The 24,128-nt window shown below is 71.3% G+C and carries 25 protein-coding genes; 11 read left to right on the top strand and 14 right to left on the bottom strand.

What is annotated here, in order from left to right; genetic code table 11:
• Positions 1-7: 7 nt before the first annotated feature.
• The gene (tyrS, locus tag IE140_RS10120; RefSeq protein ID WP_032761354.1) at positions 8-1,279 is read left to right on the top strand and encodes a tyrosine--tRNA ligase; all 1,272 of its coding nucleotides are present in this window, start codon (positions 8-10) and stop codon (positions 1,277-1,279) included.
• A gap of 77 nt (positions 1,280-1,356) precedes the next feature.
• Here tyrS and IE140_RS10115 read toward each other — a convergent pair whose 3' ends face one another.
• Positions 1,357-1,635: a GlsB/YeaQ/YmgE family stress response membrane protein gene (locus tag IE140_RS10115; protein ID WP_006123578.1), complete on the bottom strand. Its 279-nt coding sequence runs from the start codon at positions 1,633-1,635 to the stop codon at positions 1,357-1,359.
• A gap of 201 nt (positions 1,636-1,836) precedes the next feature.
• On the opposite strand from IE140_RS10115, the gene IE140_RS10110 reads away from it, so the two are divergent.
• Together IE140_RS10110 and IE140_RS10105 are read left to right on the top strand one after the other, a co-directional pair.
• Complete coding sequence (locus tag IE140_RS10110; protein ID WP_032761356.1) at positions 1,837-2,214, top strand: DUF3099 domain-containing protein; 378 nt, start codon at positions 1,837-1,839, stop codon at positions 2,212-2,214.
• Between the two features lie 241 nt (positions 2,215-2,455).
• Complete coding sequence (locus tag IE140_RS10105) at positions 2,456-2,719, top strand: hypothetical protein (protein ID WP_150193813.1); 264 nt, start codon at positions 2,456-2,458, stop codon at positions 2,717-2,719.
• Positions 2,720-2,766: 47 nt separating this feature from the next.
• Here the strand turns inward: IE140_RS10105 and moaA are convergent, their stop codons facing one another.
• The 3 genes from moaA to IE140_RS10090 all read right to left on the bottom strand — a co-directional run bounded on the left by moaA (position 2,767) and on the right by IE140_RS10090 (position 5,957).
• Positions 2,767-3,756 (bottom strand): GTP 3',8-cyclase MoaA, encoded by a 990-nt coding sequence (gene moaA / locus IE140_RS10100; RefSeq protein WP_032761358.1) that lies wholly within the window; start codon positions 3,754-3,756, stop codon positions 2,767-2,769.
• 192 nt (positions 3,757-3,948) lie between these two features.
• The gene (locus IE140_RS10095; RefSeq protein ID WP_093444435.1) at positions 3,949-5,592 is read right to left on the bottom strand and encodes a monocarboxylic acid transporter; all 1,644 of its coding nucleotides are present in this window, start codon (positions 5,590-5,592) and stop codon (positions 3,949-3,951) included.
• Positions 5,589-5,957 carry a DUF485 domain-containing protein gene (locus tag IE140_RS10090; protein WP_032761361.1) on the bottom strand — a complete coding sequence of 123 codons (369 nt, stop codon included), beginning with the start codon at positions 5,955-5,957 and terminating at the stop codon, positions 5,589-5,591. Before IE140_RS10090 ends, IE140_RS10095 begins: the two co-directional genes overlap by 4 nt.
• Positions 5,958-6,302: 345 nt before the next feature.
• On the opposite strand from IE140_RS10090, the gene IE140_RS10085 reads away from it, so the two are divergent.
• Positions 6,303-7,841, top strand: a complete 1,539-nt coding sequence (locus IE140_RS10085; protein WP_150193812.1) for a S8 family peptidase — start codon at positions 6,303-6,305, stop codon at positions 7,839-7,841.
• 106 nt (positions 7,842-7,947) lie between these two features.
• Here IE140_RS10085 and IE140_RS10080 read toward each other — a convergent pair whose 3' ends face one another.
• Together IE140_RS10080 and IE140_RS10075 are read right to left on the bottom strand one after the other, a co-directional pair.
• On the bottom strand, positions 7,948-8,655 hold the full coding sequence (locus tag IE140_RS10080) for a lysoplasmalogenase (protein ID WP_150193811.1): 708 nt from the start codon (positions 8,653-8,655) through the stop codon (positions 7,948-7,950).
• Positions 8,652-9,575, bottom strand: coding sequence for a sterol desaturase family protein (locus IE140_RS10075; protein WP_150193810.1), 924 nt, complete (start codon positions 9,573-9,575; stop codon positions 8,652-8,654). The genes IE140_RS10080 and IE140_RS10075 overlap by 4 nt, the downstream gene beginning before the upstream one ends.
• A 149-nt stretch (positions 9,576-9,724) precedes the next feature.
• On the opposite strand from IE140_RS10075, the gene IE140_RS10070 reads away from it, so the two are divergent.
• The 6 genes from IE140_RS10070 to IE140_RS10045 all read left to right on the top strand — a co-directional run bounded on the left by IE140_RS10070 (position 9,725) and on the right by IE140_RS10045 (position 17,708).
• Positions 9,725-12,817: an NACHT domain-containing protein gene (locus IE140_RS10070; RefSeq protein ID WP_189460289.1), complete on the top strand. Its 3,093-nt coding sequence runs from the start codon at positions 9,725-9,727 to the stop codon at positions 12,815-12,817.
• A gap of 53 nt (positions 12,818-12,870) precedes the next feature.
• Positions 12,871-13,902, top strand: coding sequence for a DEDDh family exonuclease (locus IE140_RS10065; RefSeq protein WP_150193809.1), 1,032 nt, complete (start codon positions 12,871-12,873; stop codon positions 13,900-13,902).
• A 63-nt stretch (positions 13,903-13,965) separates the two neighbouring features.
• Positions 13,966-14,199: a metallothionein gene (locus tag IE140_RS10060; protein WP_150193808.1), complete on the top strand. Its 234-nt coding sequence runs from the start codon at positions 13,966-13,968 to the stop codon at positions 14,197-14,199.
• A gap of 78 nt (positions 14,200-14,277) precedes the next feature.
• The gene (locus IE140_RS10055) at positions 14,278-15,084 is read left to right on the top strand and encodes an SURF1 family cytochrome oxidase biogenesis protein (protein ID WP_150193807.1); all 807 of its coding nucleotides are present in this window, start codon (positions 14,278-14,280) and stop codon (positions 15,082-15,084) included.
• A 70-nt stretch (positions 15,085-15,154) separates the two neighbouring features.
• Positions 15,155-16,948 carry a glycoside hydrolase family 15 protein gene (locus tag IE140_RS10050; RefSeq protein ID WP_150193806.1) on the top strand — a complete coding sequence of 598 codons (1,794 nt, stop codon included), beginning with the start codon at positions 15,155-15,157 and terminating at the stop codon, positions 16,946-16,948.
• A gap of 4 nt (positions 16,949-16,952) precedes the next feature.
• The gene (locus IE140_RS10045; RefSeq protein ID WP_088573989.1) at positions 16,953-17,708 is read left to right on the top strand and encodes an SDR family oxidoreductase; all 756 of its coding nucleotides are present in this window, start codon (positions 16,953-16,955) and stop codon (positions 17,706-17,708) included.
• Positions 17,709-17,736: 28 nt separating this feature from the next.
• Here IE140_RS10045 and amaP read toward each other — a convergent pair whose 3' ends face one another.
• The 5 genes from amaP to IE140_RS10020 are packed head-to-tail and all read right to left on the bottom strand — an operon-like array spanning position 17,737 to position 20,052.
• Positions 17,737-18,315, bottom strand: coding sequence for an alkaline shock response membrane anchor protein AmaP (amaP, locus tag IE140_RS10040; RefSeq protein WP_150193805.1), 579 nt, complete (start codon positions 18,313-18,315; stop codon positions 17,737-17,739).
• Positions 18,316-18,320: 5 nt separating this feature from the next.
• On the bottom strand, positions 18,321-19,001 hold the full coding sequence (locus tag IE140_RS10035) for a DUF6286 domain-containing protein (protein WP_150193804.1): 681 nt from the start codon (positions 18,999-19,001) through the stop codon (positions 18,321-18,323).
• Positions 18,998-19,348, bottom strand: coding sequence for an Asp23/Gls24 family envelope stress response protein (locus tag IE140_RS10030; protein ID WP_030813868.1), 351 nt, complete (start codon positions 19,346-19,348; stop codon positions 18,998-19,000). Before IE140_RS10030 ends, IE140_RS10035 begins: the two co-directional genes overlap by 4 nt.
• On the bottom strand, positions 19,345-19,536 hold the full coding sequence (locus tag IE140_RS10025; RefSeq protein ID WP_006123598.1) for a hypothetical protein: 192 nt from the start codon (positions 19,534-19,536) through the stop codon (positions 19,345-19,347). Before IE140_RS10025 ends, IE140_RS10030 begins: the two co-directional genes overlap by 4 nt.
• 45 nt (positions 19,537-19,581) lie before the next feature.
• Positions 19,582-20,052: an Asp23/Gls24 family envelope stress response protein gene (locus IE140_RS10020; protein WP_150193803.1), complete on the bottom strand. Its 471-nt coding sequence runs from the start codon at positions 20,050-20,052 to the stop codon at positions 19,582-19,584.
• Between the two features lie 94 nt (positions 20,053-20,146).
• Between IE140_RS10020 and IE140_RS10015 the strand changes: the two genes are divergently transcribed.
• Positions 20,147-20,998: a hypothetical protein gene (locus IE140_RS10015; protein ID WP_150193802.1), complete on the top strand. Its 852-nt coding sequence runs from the start codon at positions 20,147-20,149 to the stop codon at positions 20,996-20,998.
• Positions 20,999-21,015: 17 nt separating this feature from the next.
• On the opposite strand, the gene IE140_RS10010 is transcribed toward IE140_RS10015, so the two are convergent.
• From IE140_RS10010 to IE140_RS10000, 3 genes are all read right to left on the bottom strand, one after another.
• Positions 21,016-21,807, bottom strand: a complete 792-nt coding sequence (locus tag IE140_RS10010) for an enoyl-CoA hydratase/isomerase family protein (RefSeq protein WP_150193801.1) — start codon at positions 21,805-21,807, stop codon at positions 21,016-21,018.
• A 146-nt stretch (positions 21,808-21,953) separates the two neighbouring features.
• Positions 21,954-22,175 (bottom strand): helix-turn-helix domain-containing protein, encoded by a 222-nt coding sequence (locus IE140_RS10005; RefSeq protein WP_006123601.1) that lies wholly within the window; start codon positions 22,173-22,175, stop codon positions 21,954-21,956.
• A gap of 342 nt (positions 22,176-22,517) precedes the next feature.
• Complete coding sequence (locus tag IE140_RS10000; RefSeq protein WP_032761379.1) at positions 22,518-24,116, bottom strand: ABC-F family ATP-binding cassette domain-containing protein; 1,599 nt, start codon at positions 24,114-24,116, stop codon at positions 22,518-22,520.
• Between the last annotated feature and the right edge of the window lie 12 nt (positions 24,117-24,128).

Below are 24,128 nucleotides of genomic sequence, written 5' to 3'. Positions count from 1 at the left end.
CGGAACCGTGACGGACATCGTCGACGAGCTGAAGTGGCGCGGGCTGTTCGCCCAGTCCACTGACGAGGACGCATTGCGCAAGGCTCTCGCGGACGGTCCCGTCACCTTCTATTGCGGCTTCGACCCGACCGCGGCCAGCCTCCACGTGGGACACCTCGTCCAGGTGCTCACCATGCGGCGGCTCCAGCAGGCCGGGCTGAAGCCGCTGGCGCTGGTCGGTGGGGCCACGGGCCAGATCGGTGACCCGCGGCCCACCGCCGAGCGCACGCTGAACGACCCGGAGACCATCGCCGCCTGGGTGCAGCGGCTGCGGGGCCAGATCGAGCCCTTCCTCACCTTCGAGGGCCCGAACGCGGCGACGATGGTCAACAACCTGGACTGGACCGCGGGCATGTCCGCGATCGAGTTCCTGCGGGACATCGGCAAGCACTTCCGGGTCAACAAGATGCTCACCAAGGACTCGGTCGCCCGGCGGCTGGAGTCGCAGGAGGGCATCAGCTACACCGAGTTCAGCTACCAGCTGCTCCAGGGCATGGACTTCCTGGAGCTGTACCGCCGGCACGGCTGCACCCTTCAGCAGGGCGGCAGCGACCAGTGGGGCAACCTCACCGCGGGCATCGATCTGATCCACCGGCTGGAGCCGGGCGCGGTCGTGCACGCGCTGGCGACGCCGCTGATGACGAAGGCGGACGGGACGAAGTTCGGCAAGTCGGAGAGCGGCGCGGTCTGGCTCGACCCGGAGATGACGACGCCGTACGCGTTCTACCAGTTCTGGCTGAACGTGGACGACCGGGACGTCTCCCGCTACCTGCGCATCCTCAGCTTCAGGAGCCGCGAGGAGCTGGAGGAGCTGGAGAGGCTGACCGAGGAGCGGCCGCAGGCCCGCAACGCGCAGCGGGCGCTGGCCGAGGAGCTGACCACGCTGGTGCACGGCGGCGAGCAGTGCGCGGCCGTGATCGCGGCGTCGAAGGCGCTGTTCGGGCAGGGCGACCTGGCCGAGCTGGACGAGGCGACGCTGAGCGCCGCCCTGTCCGAGGTGCCGCACGCCACCGTCGCCGAGCTGGGCCCGCTGGTGGACCTGCTGGTGGAGGTCGGTCTCGCGCCGAGCAAGTCGGGGGCCCGCCGTACGGTCAAGGAGGGCGGCGCCTACGTGAACAACGTGAAGGTCGTCGACGGCGAGGTCGCGCCGGACGCCGGGGAACTGCTGCACGGGCGCTGGCTGGTGCTGCGCCGCGGCAAGAAGAACCTGGCGGCCGTGGAGGTCAGCCCGGCGGGCTGACCCGGTCGGCACGACGCCGCGGCCGGACACGCTTTCCTCGCGTGTCCGGCCGCGGCGTTCGGTGGAGCGGTGACCGGTCAGGTTCTCTGACTGCGACCGCCCCGGATCTTCTGCCAGGCCATGTCGCCGACGGCGACGACCGCCACGGCGCCCGCCAGCTGGAGCACATGGCGGATCCAGTCGATGCCCTTGGTGTCCTCCACACCGATCCAGCCCGCCACGGCGTTGCCGAGGATGCTGCCGAGGATGCCGAACACGGCCGTCAGCCAGAGCGGGATGTCCTGCTTGCCCGGCAGGATCGCTCTGGCGATGACACCGAGCACCAATCCCACGATGATCGCCCACAACCAGCTCATTTCGCCTCCTCGTACGGCGCGGAGTGCGCGTCCGCCCAGTCTTGGCCCGCCGTCCGGGCGCCGCATGCCCGGTTGGGCCGTCCGGGGGACCCCGGGTCTCATCCGTCGGGCGGGCCCCGGTCGCCTGCCCGGCGGATGCCGGGCGTACCGTGGATGCGGCCCGGTCCGTGAGCGTCCGGCGACGACATCTGGTGGTGGAGCATGCTGCGGAAGAACGCGGATTCGGAGGTCATCCGGATCACGGGCGCCCGTCAGGGGCTGACGGAGGACGTCCGCGGCCGGCAGCGGCGTTATGTGATCTCGATGTCGGTGCGCACGGTGTCGGTGGTGCTGGCCGCGGTGCTGTGGAACGTGGAGCGGCATGTGGCGATCGTCGCGCTCGTGCTGGGCGTGCTGCTGCCGTACGTGGCGGTGGTCATCGCCAACGCGGGCCGGGAGAACGCGACTTCGCTGCCGACGACGTTCGTGCCGATGCCGATGCGCCCGGCCCTGGAGGCCGCCCCCGTGGCAGGTTCGACGGAGTCGGGGGACGCGCGGGGAGCGTCCGGCCGGGTCCCGCCGCCACATGAGGCCGACTGAGCACGGGCGTTGCGCGAAGCTCAAGAAAAGCTCAGATCAATCATGACGTTCCGGTGCACCGCACCCCGGTCCCCGTGACATACTGCGAAAGCGCTCCGCATCCCCCGTCGGAGCGACGGACCGACGCCGGGCAGCTCCCCCCGTGGCTGCTCGGCGTCGCCTTTTCTCCGGCCGGGGGTGCGTCAGAAGGCTTGCGATCCACCTGACTTGGCTCCGGGGCACCTGTTTTAGGCTGGGACCTGTGATTTTTCCCGAGACGTCCGCCGAGAGTCCCACCGGTGCCCCGCTCTGTTCCGCCAAGGGCTGCCGGGCCGCCGCCGTGTGGGTGCTCGCCTGGAACAACCCGAAGCTGCACACGCCCGAGCGGCGCAAGACCTGGCTGGCCTGTGACGAGCACCGGGAGCACCTGTCCTCGTTCCTCGATGTGCGGGGTTTCCTCAAGGACGTCGTGGCACTGAAGGACTGGGAGCACGGTCCCGGGGGCGAGGGAGCCCGGGACGCCTGAGCACCGGCTCGCGGGACGCCTGAGCGTCGGCGGCCGGTCGCTCCGTGTCAGCCGCCGATCGCCGACATCGGGCGGTCGGGCTGCAGGAAGGACGGGTCGTCCAGTCCGGAGCCCGCCTTCTTGCCCCACATGGCCGTCCGCCAGAGCTGGGCGATCTCCTCGTCCGGCGCGTCCCCGCGCAGCGCCCCGCGCAGATCCGTCTCCTCGCGGGCGAAGAGGCAGGTGCGGACCTGGCCGTCGGCGGTGAGCCGGGTGCGGTCGCAGGCGCGGCAGAACGGGCGGGTGACCGAGGCGATCACGCCGACCCGGTGCGGGCCGCCGTCGACGGTCCAGCGTTCAGCGGGGGCGGAGCCACGGGACGCGTCACCCTCGGGGGTGAGGGTGAAGCGGGTGCGCAGCGAGGCGAGGATGTCGCCGGCGGTGATCATGCCGTCGCGCTTCCAGCCGTGCTGGGCGTCGAGCGGCATCTGCTCGATGAAGCGGAGCTCGTAGCCGTGGGCCACGGCCCAGGCGAGCAGCTCGGGGGCCTCGTCGTCGTTGAGCCCCGGCATCAGGACGGAGTTGACCTTCACCGGGGTGAGCCCGGCCTCGTGGGCGGCCTCCAGGCCGTCCAGTACGTCCTTGTGGCGGTCACGGCGGGTGAGGGTCTTGAAGACGTCGGGTCGCAGGGTGTCCAGCGAGACGTTGACCCGGTCGAGACCGGCCGCCTTGAGGGCGGTGGCGGTCCGCTTGAGTCCGATGCCGTTGGTCGTGAGGGACATGCGGGGGCGCGGGGTGAGCGCGGCGCACTGCTCGACGATGGAGACGAGGCCGGGGCGGAGCAGGGGCTCGCCGCCGGTGAAGCGGACCTCGGTGATGCCGAGCCGGGTGACGGCGATACGGATCAGGCGCACGATCTCGTCGTCGGAGAGCAGCTCGCTCTTGCCGAGCCACTGCAGACCCTCTTCCGGCATGCAGTACGTGCAGCGCAGATTGCACTTGTCGGTGAGTGACACGCGCAGGTCGGTGGCGACCCGGTCGTAGGTGTCGATGAGCACGGTGGGTCCCTCCCCCGGGTGGTGCGATCGGTCTTCTTCGCTTCTCGTACTTCCGAGCCTACGTGAGACGTGTGACAACGGCGTGGCCCGTTTGCCACGAGGTGCGGCCGGGCCGCGTCGTAGGACTCTACGACGCGGCCCGGCCGCGGGTGGTGGGTGATGGGCCGAACGGGCGCGCCCGCTCCCGTGTGCTCAGTGGGCTCCGACGCCGGTGAGGGACTTGACCTCCAGCTCGGCGTACTTGTCGGAGTCGGCCTTCTCCTTGGAGATCAGCGAGCCGATCCAGCCGAGGAGGAAGCCGAGCGGGATCGAGATCAGGCCGGGGTTCTCCAGCGGGAACCAGGCGAAGTCGACGTCGGGGAACATCGAGCTGGGCTTGGAGGAGACGACCGGCGAGAACAGCACCAGCAGGACGGAGGAGGCGAGGCCTCCGTAGATGGACCAGAGGGCCCCCTGGGTGGTGAAGCGCTTCCAGAAGAGGCTGTAGAGGATCGTCGGCAGGTTGGCGGAGGCCGCGACCGCGAAGGCCAGGGCGACGAGTCCGGCGACGTTCAGGTCGCGGGCGAGTGCGCCGAGCGCGATGGAGACGATGCCGATCGCGACGGTGGCCCAGCGCGCCGCGCGTACCTCCTCCTTCTCGGTGGCCTGTCCCTTGCGGATGACGTTGGCGTAGATGTCGTGCGCGAAGGACGAGGAGGAGGCGAGGGTGAGTCCGGCGACGACGGCCAGGATGGTGGCGAAGGCGACCGCGGAGATGACCGCGAGGAGGATGGCGCCGCCGGTGGATCCGGAGCCGCCGCCGATCTCCAGTGCGGCAAGGGGCGCCGCGGTGTTGCCCGCCTTGTTGGAGGCGATGATGTCGCCGGGCTTGAGGATCGCGGCGGCGCCGAAGCCGAGCACGATCGTCATCAGGTAGAAGGCGCCGATGATGCCGATCGCCCAGTTCACGGACTTACGGGCGGCCTTGGCGGTGGGCACGGTGTAGAAGCGGATCAGGATGTGCGGCAGACCGGCGGTGCCGAGGACCAGGGCGACGCCGAGCGAGATGAAGTCCAGCTTCGAGACGCCGTCGACGCCGTACTTCAGGCCGGGCTCCAGGAAGGCCGCGCCCTTGCCGCTGTTGCTGGCGGCGGTGCCGAGCAGGTCGGAGATGTTGAAGTTGAACTTCAGCAGGATCAGGAAGGTGATGAGCAGGGTGCCGGCGATGAGCAGGACCGCCTTGACCATCTGCACCCAGGTGGTGCCCTTCATGCCGCCGATGGTGACGTAGAGGATCATGAGCACGCCGACCAGGGCGACGATGAGGATCTTCCCGGCGTCGCTGGTGATGCCGAGCAGCAGCGAGACGAGGACGCCCGCACCGGCCATCTGGGCCAGCAGGTAGAAGATCGAGACGACGATCGTGGACGTGCCGGCGGCGGTACGGACGGGGCGCTGGCGCATCCGGTAGGCGAGGACGTCGCCCATCGTGTAGCGGCCCGAGTTGCGCAGCGGTTCGGCGACCAGGAGCAGGGCGACGAGCCAGGCGACGAGGAAGCCGATGGAGTACAGGAAGCCGTCGTAGCCGAAGAGGGCGATGGCGCCGGCGATGCCGAGGAAGGACGCCGCGGACATGTAGTCGCCGGAGACCGCGAGTCCGTTCTGGAATCCGGTGAACTGGCGGCCGCCCGCGTAGAAGTCGGAGGCGCTCTTGGTCTGGCGGCCCGCCCACACGGTGATGAAGAGGGTGGCGACGACGAAAGCGGCGAACAGCGTGATGATCAGCGGCCGGTGCTCGCTCGCCCCCTCGGTGGCGGCGAGCTGGACGGTGGGGTAGAGGGCGTGGGCGGCGCTCATGCGTCGGCCTCCATACGGGACTTGATCGCCTCGGCCTTGGGGTCGAGCTTGCCGGCGGCGTGCCGGGAGTAGAGCCAGGCGATGAGGAAGGTGGTGGCGAACTGGGCGAGTCCGAGGACGAGCGCCATGTTGATGTTGCCGACGACCTTGGTGGCCATGAATCCGCCCGCGTAGTTGCAGAGCAGGACGTAGAGCAGGTACCAGGTCACAAAGCCGATGGTCAGGGGGAAGGCGAAGGAGCGGAAGGAGCGGCGCAGGTCGGCGAACTCCTGGCTCGACTGCACCGCGACGAACGCCTCGGTGGTGGGCTGGACGGGCCCGGTGGGCGATGTGCCCTCGGGGGGCGGCGGTGCATCGGTAGCCACGGAATCTCCTCGCGACGCGGGTGCGGTGATCTGGGGGACGTTGGGTGTCAAGGGAGGCCTCTCTACCGGCGGGGACGGTGATGTACCTCCTGGACAACGGCACGGAAGGCGCGACGAAGCGGTTCACCGCGTCTTTCGCGTTCTCGTTCGCCTTCCCGGAGGCGTCGGCGTTCGGCCGGTTGGCGGCGCGTCACCCGTTCACATTCGGCCGCATCGGTCACTCTTCGAACTCACTTGCCCGTAAACATTGATGCGCCGGGATGATCAGCGATAGCTTCACTCGTCATGTACGCGACCGAACACGCCAGGTGTCCGGTCGTTCGGCACGGATGATGTGGAGAACCCATGGCTCATCTGGCAACCAGACGGACCCGCGCACTCGCGGTGCCCGTCGGACTCGCGCTGACCGCCTCGCTCGGCTTCCTGCCGACGGCGACGGCCACGGCGGCGCCCACCGGCGAGCAGGCCGCCGCGAGCGTGCGGACCGACGGGCCGAAGCTGTCCTACGTGGTCAACGTCAAGGGCGGCCACGGCACGGTGAAGAACGTCCAGAAGGCGATCGCCAAGGCGGGCGGCACCGTCCTCATCGCCTATGAGCAGATCGGCGTCATAGTCGTCCACTCGCAGAACCCGGCCTTCGGCGAAACGATCCGCCGCGCACGGGGCGTGGAGTCGGCGGGCGCCACCCGCACGAATCCGATCGTGCCCCAGGCCACGAAGGACATCGGCTCGATAGCGGAGCCGCTCACCGCCGAGCAGGCGGCGGCCGCCGCCGCGGACGCGAAGGCCGGCGAGGACCCGCTGGAGCCGCTCCAGTGGTCGCTGCCCGCGATCAAGGCGGACAAGGCGCACCAGAAGTCGCTGGGCTCGAAGAAGGTGACGGTCGCCGTCATCGACACCGGCGTCGACGACACCCACCCGGACCTGGCCCCGAACTTCGACGAGCGCGCCTCGGCGAACTGCGTGTCGGGCGCCCCGGACACCACCGCCGGCTCCTGGCGTCCGGCGGCGGGCGAGAGCGACCACGGCACGCATGTGGCGGGCACCATCGCCGCCGCGAAGAACGGCGCCGGCGTCACCGGTGTCGCCCCGGGCGTGAAGGTGTCGGGCATCAAGGTGTCGAACCCGGACGGGTTCTTCTACACCGAGGCCGTCGTCTGCGGGTTCCTCTGGGCCGCCGAGCACGGTGTCGAGGTGACCAACAACAGCTACTACACCGACCCGTGGCTGTTCAACTGCAAGAACGACGCCGACCAGGGCGCCCTGGTAGACGCGCTCACCCGCGCCGTGAAGTACGCGGAGCGCAGGGGTACGGTCAACGTCGCGGCGGCGGGCAACTCCCGCCACGACCTGGCGGTCGACGCGATCGAGGACACGACCAGCCCGAACGACACCGAGCCGGTCACCCGGACGATCGACCCGAGCGCCTGCCCGGACATCCCGACCATGCTGCCGGGCGTCGTGACGGTCTCCGCGACGGGTGCGAAGGGCCTGAAGTCCTCGTACTCGAACTACGGCAAGGGCATCATCGACGTGGCGGCCCCGGGCGGTGACTCGACGGTCTACCAGACCCCCGAGCCGCCCGCCGTCAACGGGCTGATCCTCTCCACGCTGCCCGGCGGCAAGTTCGGCTACAAGGCCGGTACGTCGATGGCGTCCCCGCACGTCGCGGGCGTCGTGGCGCTGATCAAGTCCAAGCACCCCTACGCTTCGCCCGCCGCGGTCAAGGCTCTGCTGACGCTGGAGGCGGACGCGAAGGCGTGCGGCGAACCGTACGACATCAACGGTGACGGCGTCATCGACGCGGTCTGCGAGGGCGGCAAGAGCTACAACGGCTTCTACGGAGCCGGCGTGGTGGACGCGCTCGACGCGGTGCGCTGGTAACAGCACGTCGCGGTACGGCCGAGGGGCCCGGGGAGATCGTTCTCCCCGGGCCCCTAGGGTCTTCCCCGGGCCCGGGTGTTCCCGGGCCCCTCGGGTCTTCCCCGGCTCACGCCCCCGGCTTGTGCTGTGCGGGAACCCCGAGCACCCCGAGGGTCAGCAGGGCCTGTGCGGCGATGTAGGTGAGCATGACCCAGAAGTCGGGGGCGGGCGCCTGCGGCCACTCGGCGATGCCGGTGGCGATGAGGGCGTCGGAGAGCAGGAAGAGCGCGCCGCCGACCGCCGCGTACGGTCCGAACACGCCCGCCCGCCAGGCCATGGCGGTGAGCAGCAGGCTGTAGCCGGTGAGCGGGATCCGCAGGTCCGCCGGGAGGTCGGGCCAGATCAGCACGAGGAAGACGACGAGGACGAGGGCGTACCCGCCCCCGGTGGCCAGACCGGACGGAGAGCGGCCAACGCCTCGGTTCCGCCCCTCCCCCCGCCCGAACAGTGTCAGGTAGCCGACATGGCCGACGGCGAACGACCCCATGCCGACGAGGAAGGCCAGGTCGTTGTCGGCGAGCAGGAAGACATCGCCGCCCCACCCGAACAGCAGGGCCGCGACGAGCAGTCGGGGTGCGCCGCGCAGGGCCGCGTACCCGGCGAGCAGCGGCATCAACAGCGGCTTGGCGATCAGGTGGACGGTCTCGGCCCCGGCGAGGAGCCCTGCCAGGTCGGCCGCGGCGACGAGGAGGAAAGCGAGGAGCACGGGGCGGGCGAAGCGCTCGGCTCGCCCGCCGGCCCCGGTGGAGCCGGGGCGGGCGGCGGTGGCGGTCACAGGGCACGTTCCGGAGCGGAGGCCTGGTCCGGTACGGATACCGCGGCCGGCACGGGTGTCGGACCGTGCGCAGGCGCTCCCGCCTTCGCCGCCGGCTGCCAGCCCGGGCCGCGGAAGACCCGGCCGGCCCGCTCGCTCCAGGTGTCGGCGGCCCGGACGTCCCGGGCGATGGCCGCGTACTCGTGGGTGGCGACGCGCAGCGGGTTGTGGGTGGAGATGTTCTTGGTGAGCCCGTAGACGGGCCGCTCGACCTCCGCCGCGAAGGACCCGAACATCCGGTCCCAGATGATCAGGATGCCGCCGTAGTTGCGGTCCAGGTAGCCGCCCTGCGAGGCGTGGTGGACTCGGTGGTGGGAGGGGGTGTTGAGGACGTACTCGAAGGGGCGCGGGAGCTTGCCGACCCGCTCGGTGTGCACCCAGAACTGGTAGACGAGGTTGGCCGACTGGCAGAACGCGAGCGCCGCCGGGTGCACGCCGCAGGCGATCAGCGGCAGGTAGAAGGGCCAGACGGTCGCGGAGGTCCAGGGCTGGCGCAGCGCGGTGGTGAGGTTGAACTTCTCGCTGGAGTGGTGGACCACATGGCAGGCCCACAGGATCCGGATCACGTGGTGGCCGCGGTGGGACCAGTAGTAGAAGAAGTCCTGCGCGAGGAGCATCAGCAGGACGGTCCACCACACCACGGGCACCCGCAGCGGCGTCAGCTCGTAGACCCCCATGTAGATCGCCAGGATGGGGATCTTCCACAGCAGGTCGAAGCCCAGGCTGCCGAGCCCCATGGTGACGCTGGTGGCGGCGTCCTTGGTCTCGTATCCGGCCGCGTCCTCGTCCGGATGGAGGCGGTAGCTGACCATCTCGATCACGGTGAGCAGCACGAAGGCCGGTATCGACCACAGCACGACGTCGGGCAGGTTCGGCTCCATGCGAGCACCGTAGGGCCGTCGGTCGGTGAGGGCTAGAGGTTGTTACCCACAAGTATGCGAGACCTGCTGTCAGCAGTCTTTGGCTCCTTCTGCCAAGAGTCGGCGTCGTAGGATCTGCGGACACGGGTCGCCGAGGGGGAGGAACGCGCGTGTCCGGTACGGAGGTTGCGCTGTTACGGCTGGCAACGACGGTGGTCGGCGCGGCGGCCAAGGCGCTGCTGACCCCTCGGCCGGGCGCGGGCCTGGTCCCGGACCCGATCCGTCCGCTCCCCCGCCCGCCGAAGCCGGACCGGCTCGCGAAGGTGCTCGCGGGCCGCGTGTCGGAGTCGTACGCGGACCTGCCCGAGCACGAGCGGCTGGCCGCGCTCATCTCCGTGCAGGACACGTTCGCGGCCGGCGTCCCGGACACCGACCGGCTGTTCGCGCTGGAGCTGGCTCCGGAGCGACTACGGGCGGAGCTGTCGGCGCCCGCAGCCGGGCTCTCGGCCCGGTCCCTCGATCTGTACGAGGACCTCCTCGGCCGCTGCTGCGCGCATCTGGTGGAGCAGCTGACCGCCCACCCGTCGTTCGCGGCGCGGGCGGCGGTGGAGCAGGTCCGTGCGGCGGGGCGGACGCGGGAGCTGGTGGAGGAGGTACGGGACCGGGTGGGGCCGCGCCCGGACGCGGCGGACCTGGAGTTCGAGGGGCGGTACGCGGAGTTCATCGCGAACGCCAACGCCCGGGTGGAGCTGTTCGGGCTGACGCTGGGGCGGTCGGCGGGCGGGTGGCCGCTGGAGACGGCGTACATCGGTCTTGAGGTCAGTGGGGAGTACGAGGCCGATCGCTACGGCCTCGACCATCCGGTCCGGACCACGATCCGGATCGAGCAGGCCCTCGGCGAACACGAGCGACTGCTGCTGCGCGGTCCGGCCGGTTCCGGGAAGAGCACGCTGGTGCAGTGGCTGGCGCTGAACGCGGCCCGGCAGTCGTTCGGGGACGAGCTGACCGGCTGGAACCGGTGCGTCCCCTTCGTGCTGCGACTGCGTGCCTTCACGGCCCAGGAGTCGCTGCCCGCCCCGGCGGACTTCCTGCGCGCGGCCGGTGTCCCGCTGCACGGCTCGGCCCCGGCCGGGTGGGCGGACCGGCTGTTGCAGCAGGGCCGGGCGCTGGTCCTGGTGGACGGGGTCGACGAGGTGCCGGACCGGCTGCGCAAGCGCACGGAGCGCTGGCTGAAGGACCTGATCATCGCGTATCCCCGAGCCAAGTACGTGGTGACGACCCGCCCCTCCGCCGTCCCCGGGACCTGGCTGTCGGGCTCCGGCTTCGAGCCGCACACGCTGCTGGCGATGCGTCAGGAGGACGTCCGCGCCTTCATCGGCCACTGGCACCGCGCGGCGAAGTCGGAGTGCCGGTCGGAGGAGGAGCACGCCGAGCTGGACCGGTACGAGAACGCCCTGCGCCGGGCCGTCGGCACCCGCCGGGACCTGGGGCTGCTCGCGACGAACCCGCTGATGTGCGCGCTGCTCTGCGCGCTGAACCGGGACCGCCGGATGCAGTTGCCCCGGGCGCGCAAGGAGCTGTACGACGCGGCGCTCGACATGCTGCTGGTCCGGCGCGATACGGAGCGCGAGATCGTCGGGGTTGAGGGCGTCGACCTGACCCGCGAGGAGCAGACGGCGCTGCTCCAGCGGTTGGCGTACTGGCTGATCCGTAACGGCTTGGTCGAGGCGGGGCAGGACGAGGTGGTGGCCCTGATCGCGGACTGGCTGCGGGCCATGTCACAGGTCCGGGGCGACCCCGAACAGGTCTTCGCGCATCTGCTCAACCGCAGCGGCCTGCTGCGCGAACCGGCCGCGGGCGCGGTGGGGTTCGTGCACCGCACCTTCCAGGACTACCTGGGCGCGAAGGCCGCGGTGGAGGCCCGTGACTTCGGCGTTCTGGTCCGCCACGCGCACGAGGACCAGTGGGACGACGTGGTCCAGATGGCGGTGGGGCACGCCCGGCCGGACGAGCGGGCGGTGCTGTTGCGGGAGTTGCTGAAGCGGGCGGACGCGGAACCGGAGCACGGACACCGGCTGGTGCTGCTGGCGGCGGGGAGTCTGGGGCATGCTCCGGAGCTGAACCCGAACATTCGGGCGGAGGTTGAGGCCCGGACCGAGCGGTTGCTGCCGCCGGACGGGCAGGAGAGCATCGATGAGCTGGCCAAGGTGGGCAACCTGGCTCTGGAGCTGCTGTCGTCGATGATCGACAACCTGACGGAGACCGAAGCGGCCGCAGTGGTGCGTACCGCCGCGGCGGTGGGCACCGAGTCAGCGTACGAACTGGTGAAGCAGTTCCGGGGCGACGAGCGGGGCTGGGTCGCCAGCGCCCTGTCCGCCGCCTGGGAGCAGTTCGACGCGGATGTGTACGCCCGGGAGGTGATGGCCGGTCGCGTCTGGGTGGAAGAACACGCGATGGTCAGAACTGCCGCGCAGCTCTCCGCACTGCACCTCATTCCGGATCTGCACAACGTGCACGTGTCGGGCGATCACCAGGATCTGTCGGCCGTGACCTCCGCGCCCGCTGTGGAGCGGGTCTTCGTCTACGACAACAGCCGGATCGCGGACGTGAACGCGCTGGCCGCCATGCCGGCGCTGAGGGAGATCGGGCTGAGCCACTGCCCGCAGATCCGAAGCATCGAGCCTCTCGCACGACCAGGGGTGGAGTGGCTCTCCCTCGTCGAGCTCCATCCCTCGCTCGACCCCGGGCCTCTCGCGGACCTGCCGGACCTTCGGTACCTGACTCTCGGCCACCCCTTCGTCGTCGAGAGCATCGGCGAACTCCCCGTCTGTACACAGGTTACCGGGCTCGACCTCATGGGGGAGACCCGCTACATGAACCTGGAGGGCCTGGAGGCATGGAGGAGTCTGCGGCTGTTGGCCCTGTACGGCGCCAGTCATCTCCGCCAGCTCAGCCGTATGCCTTCCCTGCACGGTCTGGAGCACCTGCGCCTCATACGGATTCCCCGTACGGACCTGCGGTGGACAGCTCCCCTCGCCGAACTGCGGACCCTCATTCTCCTGGTCGACGACCCGCCCTGTGATCTGAGCCCCCTCGCCGATCTGCCCTCCCTGGAGTCGCTGGTGCTCTACGGCGAGGTGCCGGTGCCCTACGACCTCACACCGCTCGCCTCCTGCGAGAACCTGACGATCCGCCTGGCCCACAACACCCACGCCACCGGCACCCTCCTCTTCCCGCCCGAGCGCATCGTCCACCTCCCCTGACCGGCCCCCGGAGCCACCGAATAGAGCCCTGTCAGTCCCGGCCCGTATTCTCTGTGACCATGCTCGACGACCGCCAGACAGCCGCACCGTGGCCGACCGCCTACCCCCAGGGGTACGCGGTCGTCGACGTGGAGACCACCGGCCTCGCCCGCGACGACCGGATAATCTCCGCCGCCGTCTACCGGCTGGACGCCCTGGGCAACGTCGAGGACCACTGGTACACGCTGGTCAACCCGGAGCGCGACCCCGGGCCCGTCTGGATCCACGGGCTGACGAGCGACGTGCTCGAAGGGGCTCCGCTCTTTCCCGAGGTGGCCGAGGAGTTGTCCGTGCGGCTCGCGGACCGGGTGCTCGTGGCGCACAACGCGGCGTTCGACTGGTCGATGATCGCCCGGGAGTACGCACGGGCCTCCGTGGTCGCCCCGGTCGAGCAGCGGCTGTGCACGATCGCGCTCGCCAAGGAGCTGCGGCTGCCGCTGCCCAACCACAAGCTGGCCTCCCTCGCCGCGCACTTCGGGGTCGTCCAGCAGCAGGCCCACCACGCCCTGGACGACGCCCGGGTGCTGGCCGAGGCGTTCCGGCCGAGTCTGCACGCGGCGGCCCGGGGCGGGGTGCGGCTGCCGTTGCTGGAGTGCCGGCCGCTGACCGAGTGGTCCGACTCCCCCGTCACCCCGCGCGTCGGGTATCGGGCCGTGCGGCAGCCGAACAGCTGGCGGCCCTCGCGGAAGCGGCCGGCCTGCCCGTATCCCAATCCGGGGCGGTACGAGAAGGAGAAGCCGCTCAAGCAGGGGATGCGGGTGGCGTTCTCCGGGGACACCTCGATCGACCGGGAGCTGCTGGAGGACCGGGCGATCGAGGCCGGGCTCCATGTGGCGACCAGCGTGTCGCGGCTGACGAGTCTGCTGGTGACCAACGATCCGGACGCGGCCACCTCCAAGACGCAGAAGGCCAAGTCCTTCGGCACGCCGATCCTGGAGGAGAGCGCCTTCACCCATCTGCTGCGCGATGTGGCCCCCGTCGACGGGGCCGTCCTTCCGCAGCAGGCGTCCCCGCCGCCACCGGAGGCGACCGCGTCATCGGAGTGAACCGGGCACGACTCGCCCGGCAGCCGCTCGCCCGGGGCCGCCCGGCGTCCCACCCTGTGGCGCATGGCACGTTGTGAGGTTTGCGGAAACGACTACGGCATGTCCTTCGAGGTGCACGCACAAGGTGCGGTGCACATCTTCGACTGCTTCTCCTGCGCCATCCACCGCATGGCGCCGATCTGCGAGCACTGCCGGGTCCAGGTGATCGGGCAGGGCGTCGAGGCCGACGGGCACTGGTACTGCGGCGCCCACTGCGCCCGCGCCGAAGGGAAGGCGGGCATCGTGGACAAAGTGTGACGATTCGCCTCATTGTCGGGCTTGCCCGGCAGCACCCCTGAGTGCCGCACCCCATGGCCCCGGTTGTACGGTCATGGGGTGTACCGCTTCCTGTTGACCCGGCAGTGGGTGATCCTCACCCTGCTCGGCCTCGCGCTGATCCCGACGATGATCGAGCTGGGTTTCTGGCAGTTCCACAAGCACGAGCACCGGGTCGAGCAGAACGCGCTGATCTCGCGGAACCTCGACGCGCAGCCGGTCCCCGTCACCGACCTCACCTCCACCGGGCACACCGTCCCCCGCTCGGACTACTGGCGGACGGTCACCGCGACGGGCACGTTCGACACCGAGCACGAGGTGGTCGTCCGCCGCCGGACCTCGGACGACGACCGCATCGGCGTCCACGTCCTGACCCCGCTGGACCTCAAGGACGGCGGTACCGTCCTGGTCAACCGGGGCTGGGTCCCGGCCGCGCCGAACCAGACCTCCTTCCCCGACGTGCCGCCCGCACCCCGGGGCGAAGTGACCGTCACCGGCCGTCTGAAGGCGGACGAGACGACCGGCAGCAGCGGCATCAAGGACCTGGCGGGACTGCCGGACCGGCAGGTGATGCTGATCAACAGCGAGCAGCAGTCCCAGCTGCTGTCCCGGAAGGTCCTCGGCGGATACATCGAGCAGACCGAGCCCGTGCCGTCCGGTGATCTGCCCGAGCAGATCGCCCGCCCCGACGACAGCTCGATCGGCCCGCACATGGCTTACGCCGTCCAGTGGTGGCTGTTCGTCGCCGCCGTCCCGGTCGGGTGGATCGTTCTCGTACGCCGGGAGAAGCGCGACCGTGAGGAGGCCGCGGCCGAGAAGAAGGCCACGGCCGACACCTCCGAGCAGCCCGAGCCGGCGAGCGCCTGAGACTCACGGCACACACCCGTCGGGGGGCACGGGCTGGTTGACGACCGCCCGGTTCGGGAAAACGCCAGGCGTGACCCAACGCATCGAGGACTACGCCCTGATCGGCGATCTCCAGACCGCCGCGCTCGTCGGCAGGAACGGTTCCGTCGACTGGCTCTGCCTGCCCCGCTTCGATTCCGGCGCCTGCTTCGCCGCCCTGCTCGGCACCGAGGAGAACGGCCACTGGCGCATCGCGCCCAAGGGAGCGGGCCCCTCGGACACCTGTACCCGGCGTGCGTATGTGAAGGACTCCCTGGTCCTGGAGACGTACTGGGAGACGCGGACCGGCACGGTGAAGGTCGTCGACTTCATGCCGCAGCGCGACAAGGCGCCGGACCTGATGCGGATCGTCGAGGGTGTCAGCGGCACCGTCGACATGAGTTCGGTGCTGCGGCTGCGCTTCGACTTCGGGTCCGTGGTGCCCTGGGTGCGCAAGTCCCACGGCCACCGGGTCGCCGTCGCGGGACCCGACTCCGTGTGGCTGCGCAGCGAGCCGCCGGTCAAGACGTGGGGCCAGCAGTTCAGCACCTGCTCCTCGTTCACCGTCGCCGAGGGCGAGAGCGTGGCGTTCGTACTGACCTGGCACCCCTCGCACTCGCCGCGCCCGAAGCTGATCGACCCGCACAAGGCGCTGAAGCACACGCTGCACGACTGGGCGAAGTGGACCGAGCGGTGCACGTACGAGGGGCCCTACCGCGACGCGGTGCTGCGTTCGCTGATCACGCTCAAGGCGCTGACGTACGCCCCGACCGGCGGCATCGTGGCGGCCCCGACCACCTCGTTGCCGGAGGAGATCGGCGGCGTACGGAACTGGGACTACCGCTTCTGCTGGCTGCGGGACGCCACGCTGACCCTCGGGGCGATGGTCTCGGCCGGCTATCTGGCGGAGGCGGAGGCCTGGCGGGACTGGCTGCTGCGGGCCGTCGCCGGGGACCCGGCCGACCTCCAGATCATGTACGGGCTGGCGGGCGAGCGCCGGCTCCCCGAGATGGAGCTGCCCTGGCTCGCCGGATACGAGCACTCCCGTCCGGTGCGGATCGGGAACGCGGCCGTGCGGCAGCGTCAGCTCGATGTGTACGGCGAGGTCATCGACGCGCTCCGGCTGGCCCGCGTCGCCGGGCTCGACGACAAGCCGCACGCCTGGAACCTCCAGCTCAGCCTGCTGGGCTTCCTGGAGTCGAGCTGGCGCGAGCCGGACGAGGGGCTGTGGGAGATCCGGGGCGCGCGGCGGCACTTCGTGCACTCCAAGGTGATGGCCTGGGTCGCCGCCGACCGGGCGGTGCGCTCGCTGGAGGAGAACCCGGAGCTGCCCGGCGACGCCGACCGGTGGCGGGCCATGCGGGACGCCGTGCACGCCGAGGTCTGCGAGAAGGGGTACGACCCCGAGCGGAACACCTTCACCCAGTCCTACGGGTCACGGGAGCTGGACGCCGCGACGCTGCTCATCGTGCGGACCGGGTTCCTGCCGCCGGACGACCCCCGGGTGATCGGCACGGTCGACGCGGTCCGCGCCGAGCTGGGCAGCGACGGGCTGGTCCGCCGCTACAGCACCGAGGGCGCCTCCGTGGACGGACTGCCGGGCGATGAGGGGGCCTTCCTCGCCTGCTCGTTCTGGCTGGTGGACGCGTTGGAGCGGATCGGCAGGCCGGACGAGGCGCGGGAGCTGTTCGAGCATCTGCTTCAGCTGCGCAACGACATGGGGCTGCTGGCTGAGGAGTACGACGTGGCGGCGGGGCGGCAGCTCGGCAACTTCCCGCAGGCCTTCAGCCATATCGGACTGGTGAACTCCGCTGTCGACCTGGCCGGGGACGACCCGGCAGGATAGGGCCATGGATCTTGGACTGAAGGACCGCGTCTACATCGTCACCGGAGCGACCCGGGGCCTCGGCAACGCCACGGCACGGGCGCTGGCCGCCGACGGCGCGAAAGTGATCATCACCGGCCGGGACGAGAAGTCCGTCGAGGAGGCCGCCGCCGAGCTGGGCGGGGACGTGCTGGGGCTCGCCGCCGACAACGCCGACCCGAGCGCCGCCCAGCGCCTGGTGGACACCGCGCGGGAACGTTTCGGGCGGCTCGACGGCATCCTCGTCAGCGTCGGCGGACCCGCCCCCGGCTTCCTCGCGGACAACACGGACGACCAGTGGCAGACGGCGTTCGAGACGGTGTTCCTCGGTGCGGTGCGGTTGGCCCGGACGGCGGCGGCCGCGCTCGGCGAGGGCGGCGTGATCGGCTTCGTGCTCTCCGGGTCGGTCCATGAGCCGATCGCAGGGCTGACCATCTCCAACGGGCTGCGTCCCGGTCTCGCCGGTTTCGCCAAGTCGCTCGCCGACGAGCTGGGCCCGCGCGGCATCCGGGTGGTGGGCGTGCTGCCCGCCCGGATCGACACCGACCGGGTCCGCGAGCTGGACGCGCTGTCCGGCGACGCGGAGGCCGCCCGTACCGCGAACGAGGCGCGGATCCCGCTGCGGCGCTACGGGACGCCGGAGGAGTTCGGGAAGACCGCGGCCTTCCTGCTCTCCCCCGCCGCCTCGTACCTCACGGGGATCATGGTCCCGGTCGACGGCGGGTTCCGGCACGGCTTCTGACGACAGGCTCCGGTACGCCGAAGGGCCGTCAGGACACCCGTTCCGCGCGGTGCTTGACGGCCTTGAGGCGCACCTCGGCGGGGAGCTCGCCCAGACCGGCCGAGACTCGGGCGTGCGCCAGCGCCCCGTCGGCGACCGCGTTCAGCGTGCCGAGCGGGGCCGCGTGCGGCTCCATCAGCAGCCGGAGCCGGGCCCGCGGCTCGGTGCGGCGGCCGGTCAGCATCGCCTGGGCGCGGGCCACTCCGTCCAGTTCGCCCGCCTCCGCGGCGAGCACGCCCTCCAGGGCGCGGCCCCGCAGCCGGGCCCCTTCGCCGTCGCCGCTGTCCACCAGGATCTCGGTGAGCCGGCCGCGGCGGAGCTGGGCGAGGAACCACCACAGGGCGAGGACCACGAGGACGGCCAGGACGGCGATCACCGTCGGCCACCACCAGCCGTCGTCGCGCCAGCGGTGCCGGTCGGCCGCGCTGAGCAGCACGTCGTGTCTGCCGTCCCAGGGCCACCAGGACGGTACGGACGCGCCGAGTCCGGTGGCGAGCACGGCTCCGCCGACGACGACCAGCACCAGCCCGGCCAGGGCCAGCAGGACCCGGTTGACGGTGGAGCGCATGCGGCTCATCCCTTCTTCGCCGGTCGGTGCACCTGGACGGAGAGGGCCGGCGGCCTGGCCAGGCCCAGTTCCCGGACGGCCTCCTTCAGCACGGCGTCCAGGTCGGTCCGTACGTCGTCGAGTGCCCGGAAGTGCGAGAGCGCCCGCACCTTCGCCTTCCGCCGTCCCATCCTGACCCGTACGGACTGCACGCCGGACACCTCGACGGCCCGGTCCCGCAGCACGAGGGCCGCGGCGGTGCGGTCGAGTCCGGCCCGGATGTCGGCGCGGTCGCGGCGCATCGGCAGCAGGTCACGCAGTCCGGGGGTGAGGGCCAGCAGGATCAGCCAGAGACCGATCGCCGCGGCCACCCCGGCGCCGACGAGCACGGGGGTGTCGTCCAGGCGCTGTTCGGCCAGGCCGTCGGCCAGCGAGCGGCGCCACTGCATGGCCGGGTGATCGGCCCGTACGGCGGCGATGTCGTAGAGGAGCAGTCCGGCCGCGCCGAGGAGCACGAGGGCCAGCAGCGCGGCCGGGACCCGGCGCGCGGACCAGAAGCGGCCGGCCCGGCCGTCGCCCTGTTCCAGGGTCGGGACCGGTCCACGGGCATCGGCCGGCCCGTCCGGGGCGGGGGTGTGCGCGTCGTCGCTCTGCTCCACGGTGGGCATCCGCCGGGTGGAGCCGGTCGGTTCGCCGGGTTCGGTCATCGGATCCTCCCGTGTGCGGCGTTCGCTCCGGCGGGGTGCAGCCGTTCGACCTGGACGGCCACTTCGGGCACCTCCATGCCGGCCAGCGCCTTGACCCGCTGGGCGACCCGGCGGCGTACGGCACCGCACTGGCGGCCGATGTCGCTGGGGTAGCCGAGCTCCAGGCTGACCCGGACCCGGGCGGCGTCACGGTGCACGGTGACCGTGGCACGCGGGGACGCCCCGTCCGCGGGCGGTTCCTCGACCGCTTCCTTCGCCGCCTGGGCGGCGATCTTGGCGACGACTCGGTCGGCGATCCGGGTCTCGCCCCGTTCGGCGGCGGCGACCCGGCCGGTCACCGCCGTCACCGTCGCCGGTCGCCGCGCTCGCGACTCCGGAAGAAGTCGCCGGGCTCCAGGTCACCGTCCAGGAAGCGGCCGGCGATGAAGCCGATCGCGCCCAGCGCGGCCACCAGGACGAAGGCTCCGAAGCCACCGAAGTATCCGGCGAACCCGAGCGCCATGCCGGCCAGCAGACCGGCGACAGCCATGCTCATCGTGTCTCTCTCCTCAACTGCCGTGCGACGGAAGGTGCGGAAGGGCTACTGGACCCGCTGCTCGGTCTCGTCCTCGTCGTCGTCCTCGTCGGGCAGCTTGACGTCGCTGACCGCGATGTTGACCTCGACGACTTCGAGACCCGTCATACGCTCCACCGCGGAGACGACGTTCTCGCGGACGTCCCGGGCCACGTCGGCGATGGACACGCCGTAGTCGACGACGATCTCCAGGTCGAGGGCCGCCTGGGACTCGCCGACCTCCGCCTTCACACCGCGGGTGACGGACTTGCCGCCGCCGGGGACCCGGTCGCGGACCGCGCCGAACGTCCGCGACAGGCCGCTGCCCATGGCGTGGACGCCGACGACATCGCGTGCCGCCATCCCGGCGATCTTCTCGACGACGCCGTCGGCGATGGTCGTACGGCCCCGGGTCCCGGGGTCACCGCCGCCGCGCTTGCCGAGGGACTTGTCGCCCGAACCGCCGCCGGGGTTGTTGCGCTGGGAACTCTCAGTCATCGCCGCTCTTCCCTTCGGGACAGGGGGTGGACTTCCCTGCCCACGTTAAGTGCGCTTTCCCCATCCCGCGCCGTGGATGCGGCAGGCTGGGGCGATGACGACGGAGCGGGGCCCGCGGAGGGCCGACGGATGGACCGCTGGGGTACGGGAACGGCTGGGTCTCGGCCGGTTGCTGCCGCTGGGTGATCCGGCGGACGGGGTGTGGATCGCCGAGACGGCTGCCGCGTCGGTGCTGCGCGGGGCGGCGGCCCGTCCCGGGGCGGTGCTCGGGGAGCTGAGGATCGGCCTGGCGGTGGAGGCGGCCCCCGGGGAGGACTCGGTGGCGGTCGGTACGGTGACGGGCGCGAGGGCCGGGGGCGGGGGCGGCCCCGGCGGACCGCAAGCCCCGGCGGACCGAGGAGGCGCGGTGGGCAGGAGAGGCGCAAAGGCGCCTCCGGCTCCGCCGAGCGCTCTGCCGACGGGGCCGCTGCGGATCGAGGCGGAGTTCTCGGCGGTCCCGGACCGGCCGCTGCCGGACACCGCGGCGGCCCTGCGCGCGGCACTCCTGACGGCCGCCGCCGCCCGGCTGGGCCTGGAGATCACCGAGGTGGACCTGACGGTGACGGCATTGCTGGAGGGCGGTGCGTCCGATCAGGTGACCGCGTCCCCGGCCGCGCCGACCGCAGGGATCGCGGAGCCGCAGGACCCGGTGGCGACGGCGGCCGCCGGGACGCCGGGCGTCGTCTCGCTGACCCGGGTCCTGGGCAGCCCGGTACATACCGCGCGGGACCACGTCCGGGTCGAGGTGGCGACGGCCGGGGACCGCCGGGCGCTGGATGTCGCCCGGTCGGTGCGTACGGCGGTGGCGGCGGTCACGGAGGAACGGCTGCCGGTGTCGGTGCTGGTCACGGATGTGGTGGGGCCGGGCGGGGCGCCGGCGGGCGAGCCCGGCCGCACCGACGCCTGACCGCCCCCGCCGGGGCGTCAGTCGGTGATGCCCGCCAGGTCGCGGAGCCGGCGGCCCTGGGCGGCGCGCTCGGCGACGCGCTGCTGTTCGTAGTCGCGCGAGAGCGCACCGGCGAGGAGGGCCTTCGTCTCGACGACGGCGTCGCGGGGCGCTGCCACCAGGGCCCCCGCGAGGTCGCGGGCAGCCGCGTCGAGCTGGTCGGCGGGGACCACGAGGTTGGCGAGGCCGGTGCGCTCGGCCTCCTCCGCGTGGACGAAGCGGCCCGTGGCGCAGATTTCGAGCGCGCGGGCATACCCCACGAGGTTCACCAGGGGGTGGGTGCCCGTGAGGTCGGGAACGAGACCGAGGCTGGTCTCGCGCATGGCGAACTGCACGTCCTCGGCGGCGATCCGCAGATCGCAGGCGAGGGCGAGCTGGAAGCCGGCGCCGATGGCGTGGCCCTGGACCGTCGCGATCGACACGAGGTCGTTGCGGCGCCACCAGGTGAACGCCTCCTGGTACTCGGCGATGGTCGCGTCGAGCTCGGCCTCCGGGCCGCGCGCCATGTCGAGGAACGACGGCTCGCCGTCGAAGCCCTCGGGGGTGAAGGCCTGCCGGTCGAGGCCCGCGGAGAAGGACTTGCCCTCGCCGCGGAGCACCACGACCCGCACCGTACCGGGCAGCGCCCGTCCGGCCTCGGTCAACGCCCGCCACAGAGCGGGAGACTGAGCGTTGCGCTTGGCCGGGTTGGTGAGCGTCACCGTGGCGACGGCATCGTCGACGGTGAGCCGTACGCCGTCCTTGTCGAGCACAGTGTCGAGCGAGGTCATGGGGCGCCTCCGGATCGGGTGCAGTCAGCACTCAGAAACTAAGTGACTGAACAGTAACCACCCGGGCGACCTTGCGGTCAGCCGGGTGGCCACCCCGAAATCCGTCGGTCCCGAATGACGCCGATGGCGCCGAGAACGCGGAGGCCTCAGGCCGAAGCGGCCTTCTTGCCCCGTGTCGCGCCGCCGCGTCCCCGCAGCGTCACTCCGGACTCGCTGAGCATCCGGTGGACGAACCCGTAGGAGCGGCCGGTTTCCTCGGCCAGCGCCCTGATGCTCGCACCGGAGTCGTACTTCTTCTTCAGGTCTGCCGCGAGCTTGTCACGCGCGGCGCCGGTAACCCGGCTGCCCTTCTTCAGAGTCTCGGCCACCCGTGCCTCCTCATGGGAAGTGCGCTCTGGACTTCTCATGATCACCCCTCCCGCGCTTCCTGGCCACCCATTCGGCAAGGTCCGTGCGAGCGGTTTCCCTGACGAGAGGCGCGTCAACACGAGCGGAATCCCTGATTCCTGCGGGCGCACAAGGGCGCACGGCCCTCACCGACCGGAGAACCGGCAGGTCAGGGCCGTACGGGGCGGAGCATCCGGAAATGGGGCGCGCGACGGGTGAGCGCCGGGCGCACCACCGGAGTACGAGACGCTCTCACGCAGATGACGGATCACGCGTAGGCCGAATGATCCATCCCCGGTGGATCGGGCAGGGGCTCCGATGGATCAGGCGAGGGCGACGAGGTCGCGGTAGTCCGCTCCCCAGAGGTCCTCGACACCGTCCGGGAGCAGGATGATCCGCTCCGGCTGGAGCGCCTCGACAGCGCCCTCGTCGTGGGTGACGAGGACGACGGCGCCCTTGTAGGTGCGCAGCGCGCCGAGGATCTCCTCACGGCTGGCGGGGTCGAGGTTGTTGGTGGGCTCGTCGAGCAGGAGCACGTTGGCGGAGGAGACCACCAGGGTCGCGAGCGCGAGCCGGGTCTTCTCGCCGCCGGAGAGCACGCCCGCGGGCTTGTCGACGTCGTCGCCGGAGAAGAGGAACGAGCCGAGCGTCTTGCGGACCTCGACGAGGTCGAGGTCGGGGGCGGCGGAGCGCATGTTCTCCAGGACCGTGCGCTCGGGGTCGAGGGTCTCGTGCTCCTGGGCGTAGTACCCGAGCTTGAGGCCGTGGCCCTGGATGATCTCGCCGGTGTCGGGCTTCTCGGCGCCGCCGAGCAGACGCAGCAGCGTGGTCTTGCCGGCGCCGTTGAGGCCGAGGATGACGACGCGGGAGCCCTTGTCGATGGCGAGGTCGACGTCGGTGAAGATCTCCAGCGAGCCGTACGACTTGGACAGGCCCTCCGCCATCAGCGGGGTCTTGCCGCAGGGGGCGGGCTCGGGGAAGCGGAGCTTGGCGACCTTGTCGGAGACCCGGACGGCCTCAAGGCCCGCCAGCAGCCGGTCGGCCCGCTTGGCCATGTTCTGGGCGGCGACGGTCTTGGTGGCCTTGGCGCGCATCTTGTCGGCCTGCGAGTTGAGGGCGGCGGCCTTCTTCTCGGCGTTCTGGCGCTCGCGCTTGCGGCGCTTCTCGTCGGCCTCGCGCTGCTGCTGGTAGAGCTTCCAGCCCATGTTGTAGATGTCGATCTGGGAGCGGTTGGCGTCGAGGTAGAACACCTTGTTGACGACCGTCTCGACCAGCTCGACGTCGTGGGAGATCACGACGAAGCCGCCGCGATAGGTCTTGAGGTAGTCCCGCAGCCAGACGATGGAGTCGGCGTCGAGGTGGTTGGTCGGCTCGTCCAGGAGCAGGGTGTCGGCGTCCGAGAAGAGGATCCGGGCCAGCTCGACGCGGCGGCGCTGACCGCCGGAGAGCGTGTGCAGGGGCTGGCCGAGGACCCGGTCGGGCAGGTTGAGCGCGGCGGCGATGGTGGCGGCCTCGGCCTCGGCGGCGTACCCGCCCTTGGTGAGGAACTCCGTCTCCAGGCGCTCGTACTTCTTCATGGCCTTCTCGCGGGTGGCGCCCTTGCCGTTCGCCATCCGGTCCTCGTTCTCGTGCATCTTGCGCAGGATCTCGTCGAGCCCGCGGGCGGAGAGGATGCGGTCGCGGGCGAGGACGTCGAGGTCGCCGGTGCGCGGGTCCTGCGGGAGGTAGCCCACCTCGCCGGACTTGGTGATGGTGCCGGCCGCGGGGGCGCCTTCGCCGGCGAGGCACTTGGTGAGGGTGGTCTTGCCCGCTCCGTTGCGGCCGACGAGGCCGATGCGGTCGCCCTTGGCGATGCGGAAGGAAGCGGATTCGATGAGGATGCGGGCGCCGGCGCGCAGCTCGATGCCGGAAGCGGTGATCACGGGAAGAACTCC

This window comes from Streptomyces parvus (assembly GCF_014648875.1).
GTDB lineage: Bacteria > Actinomycetota > Actinomycetes > Streptomycetales > Streptomycetaceae > Streptomyces > Streptomyces parvus.
Note: the sequence above shows the minus strand (reverse complement) of the source record. Positions and strands in the feature narration are given on the sequence as shown.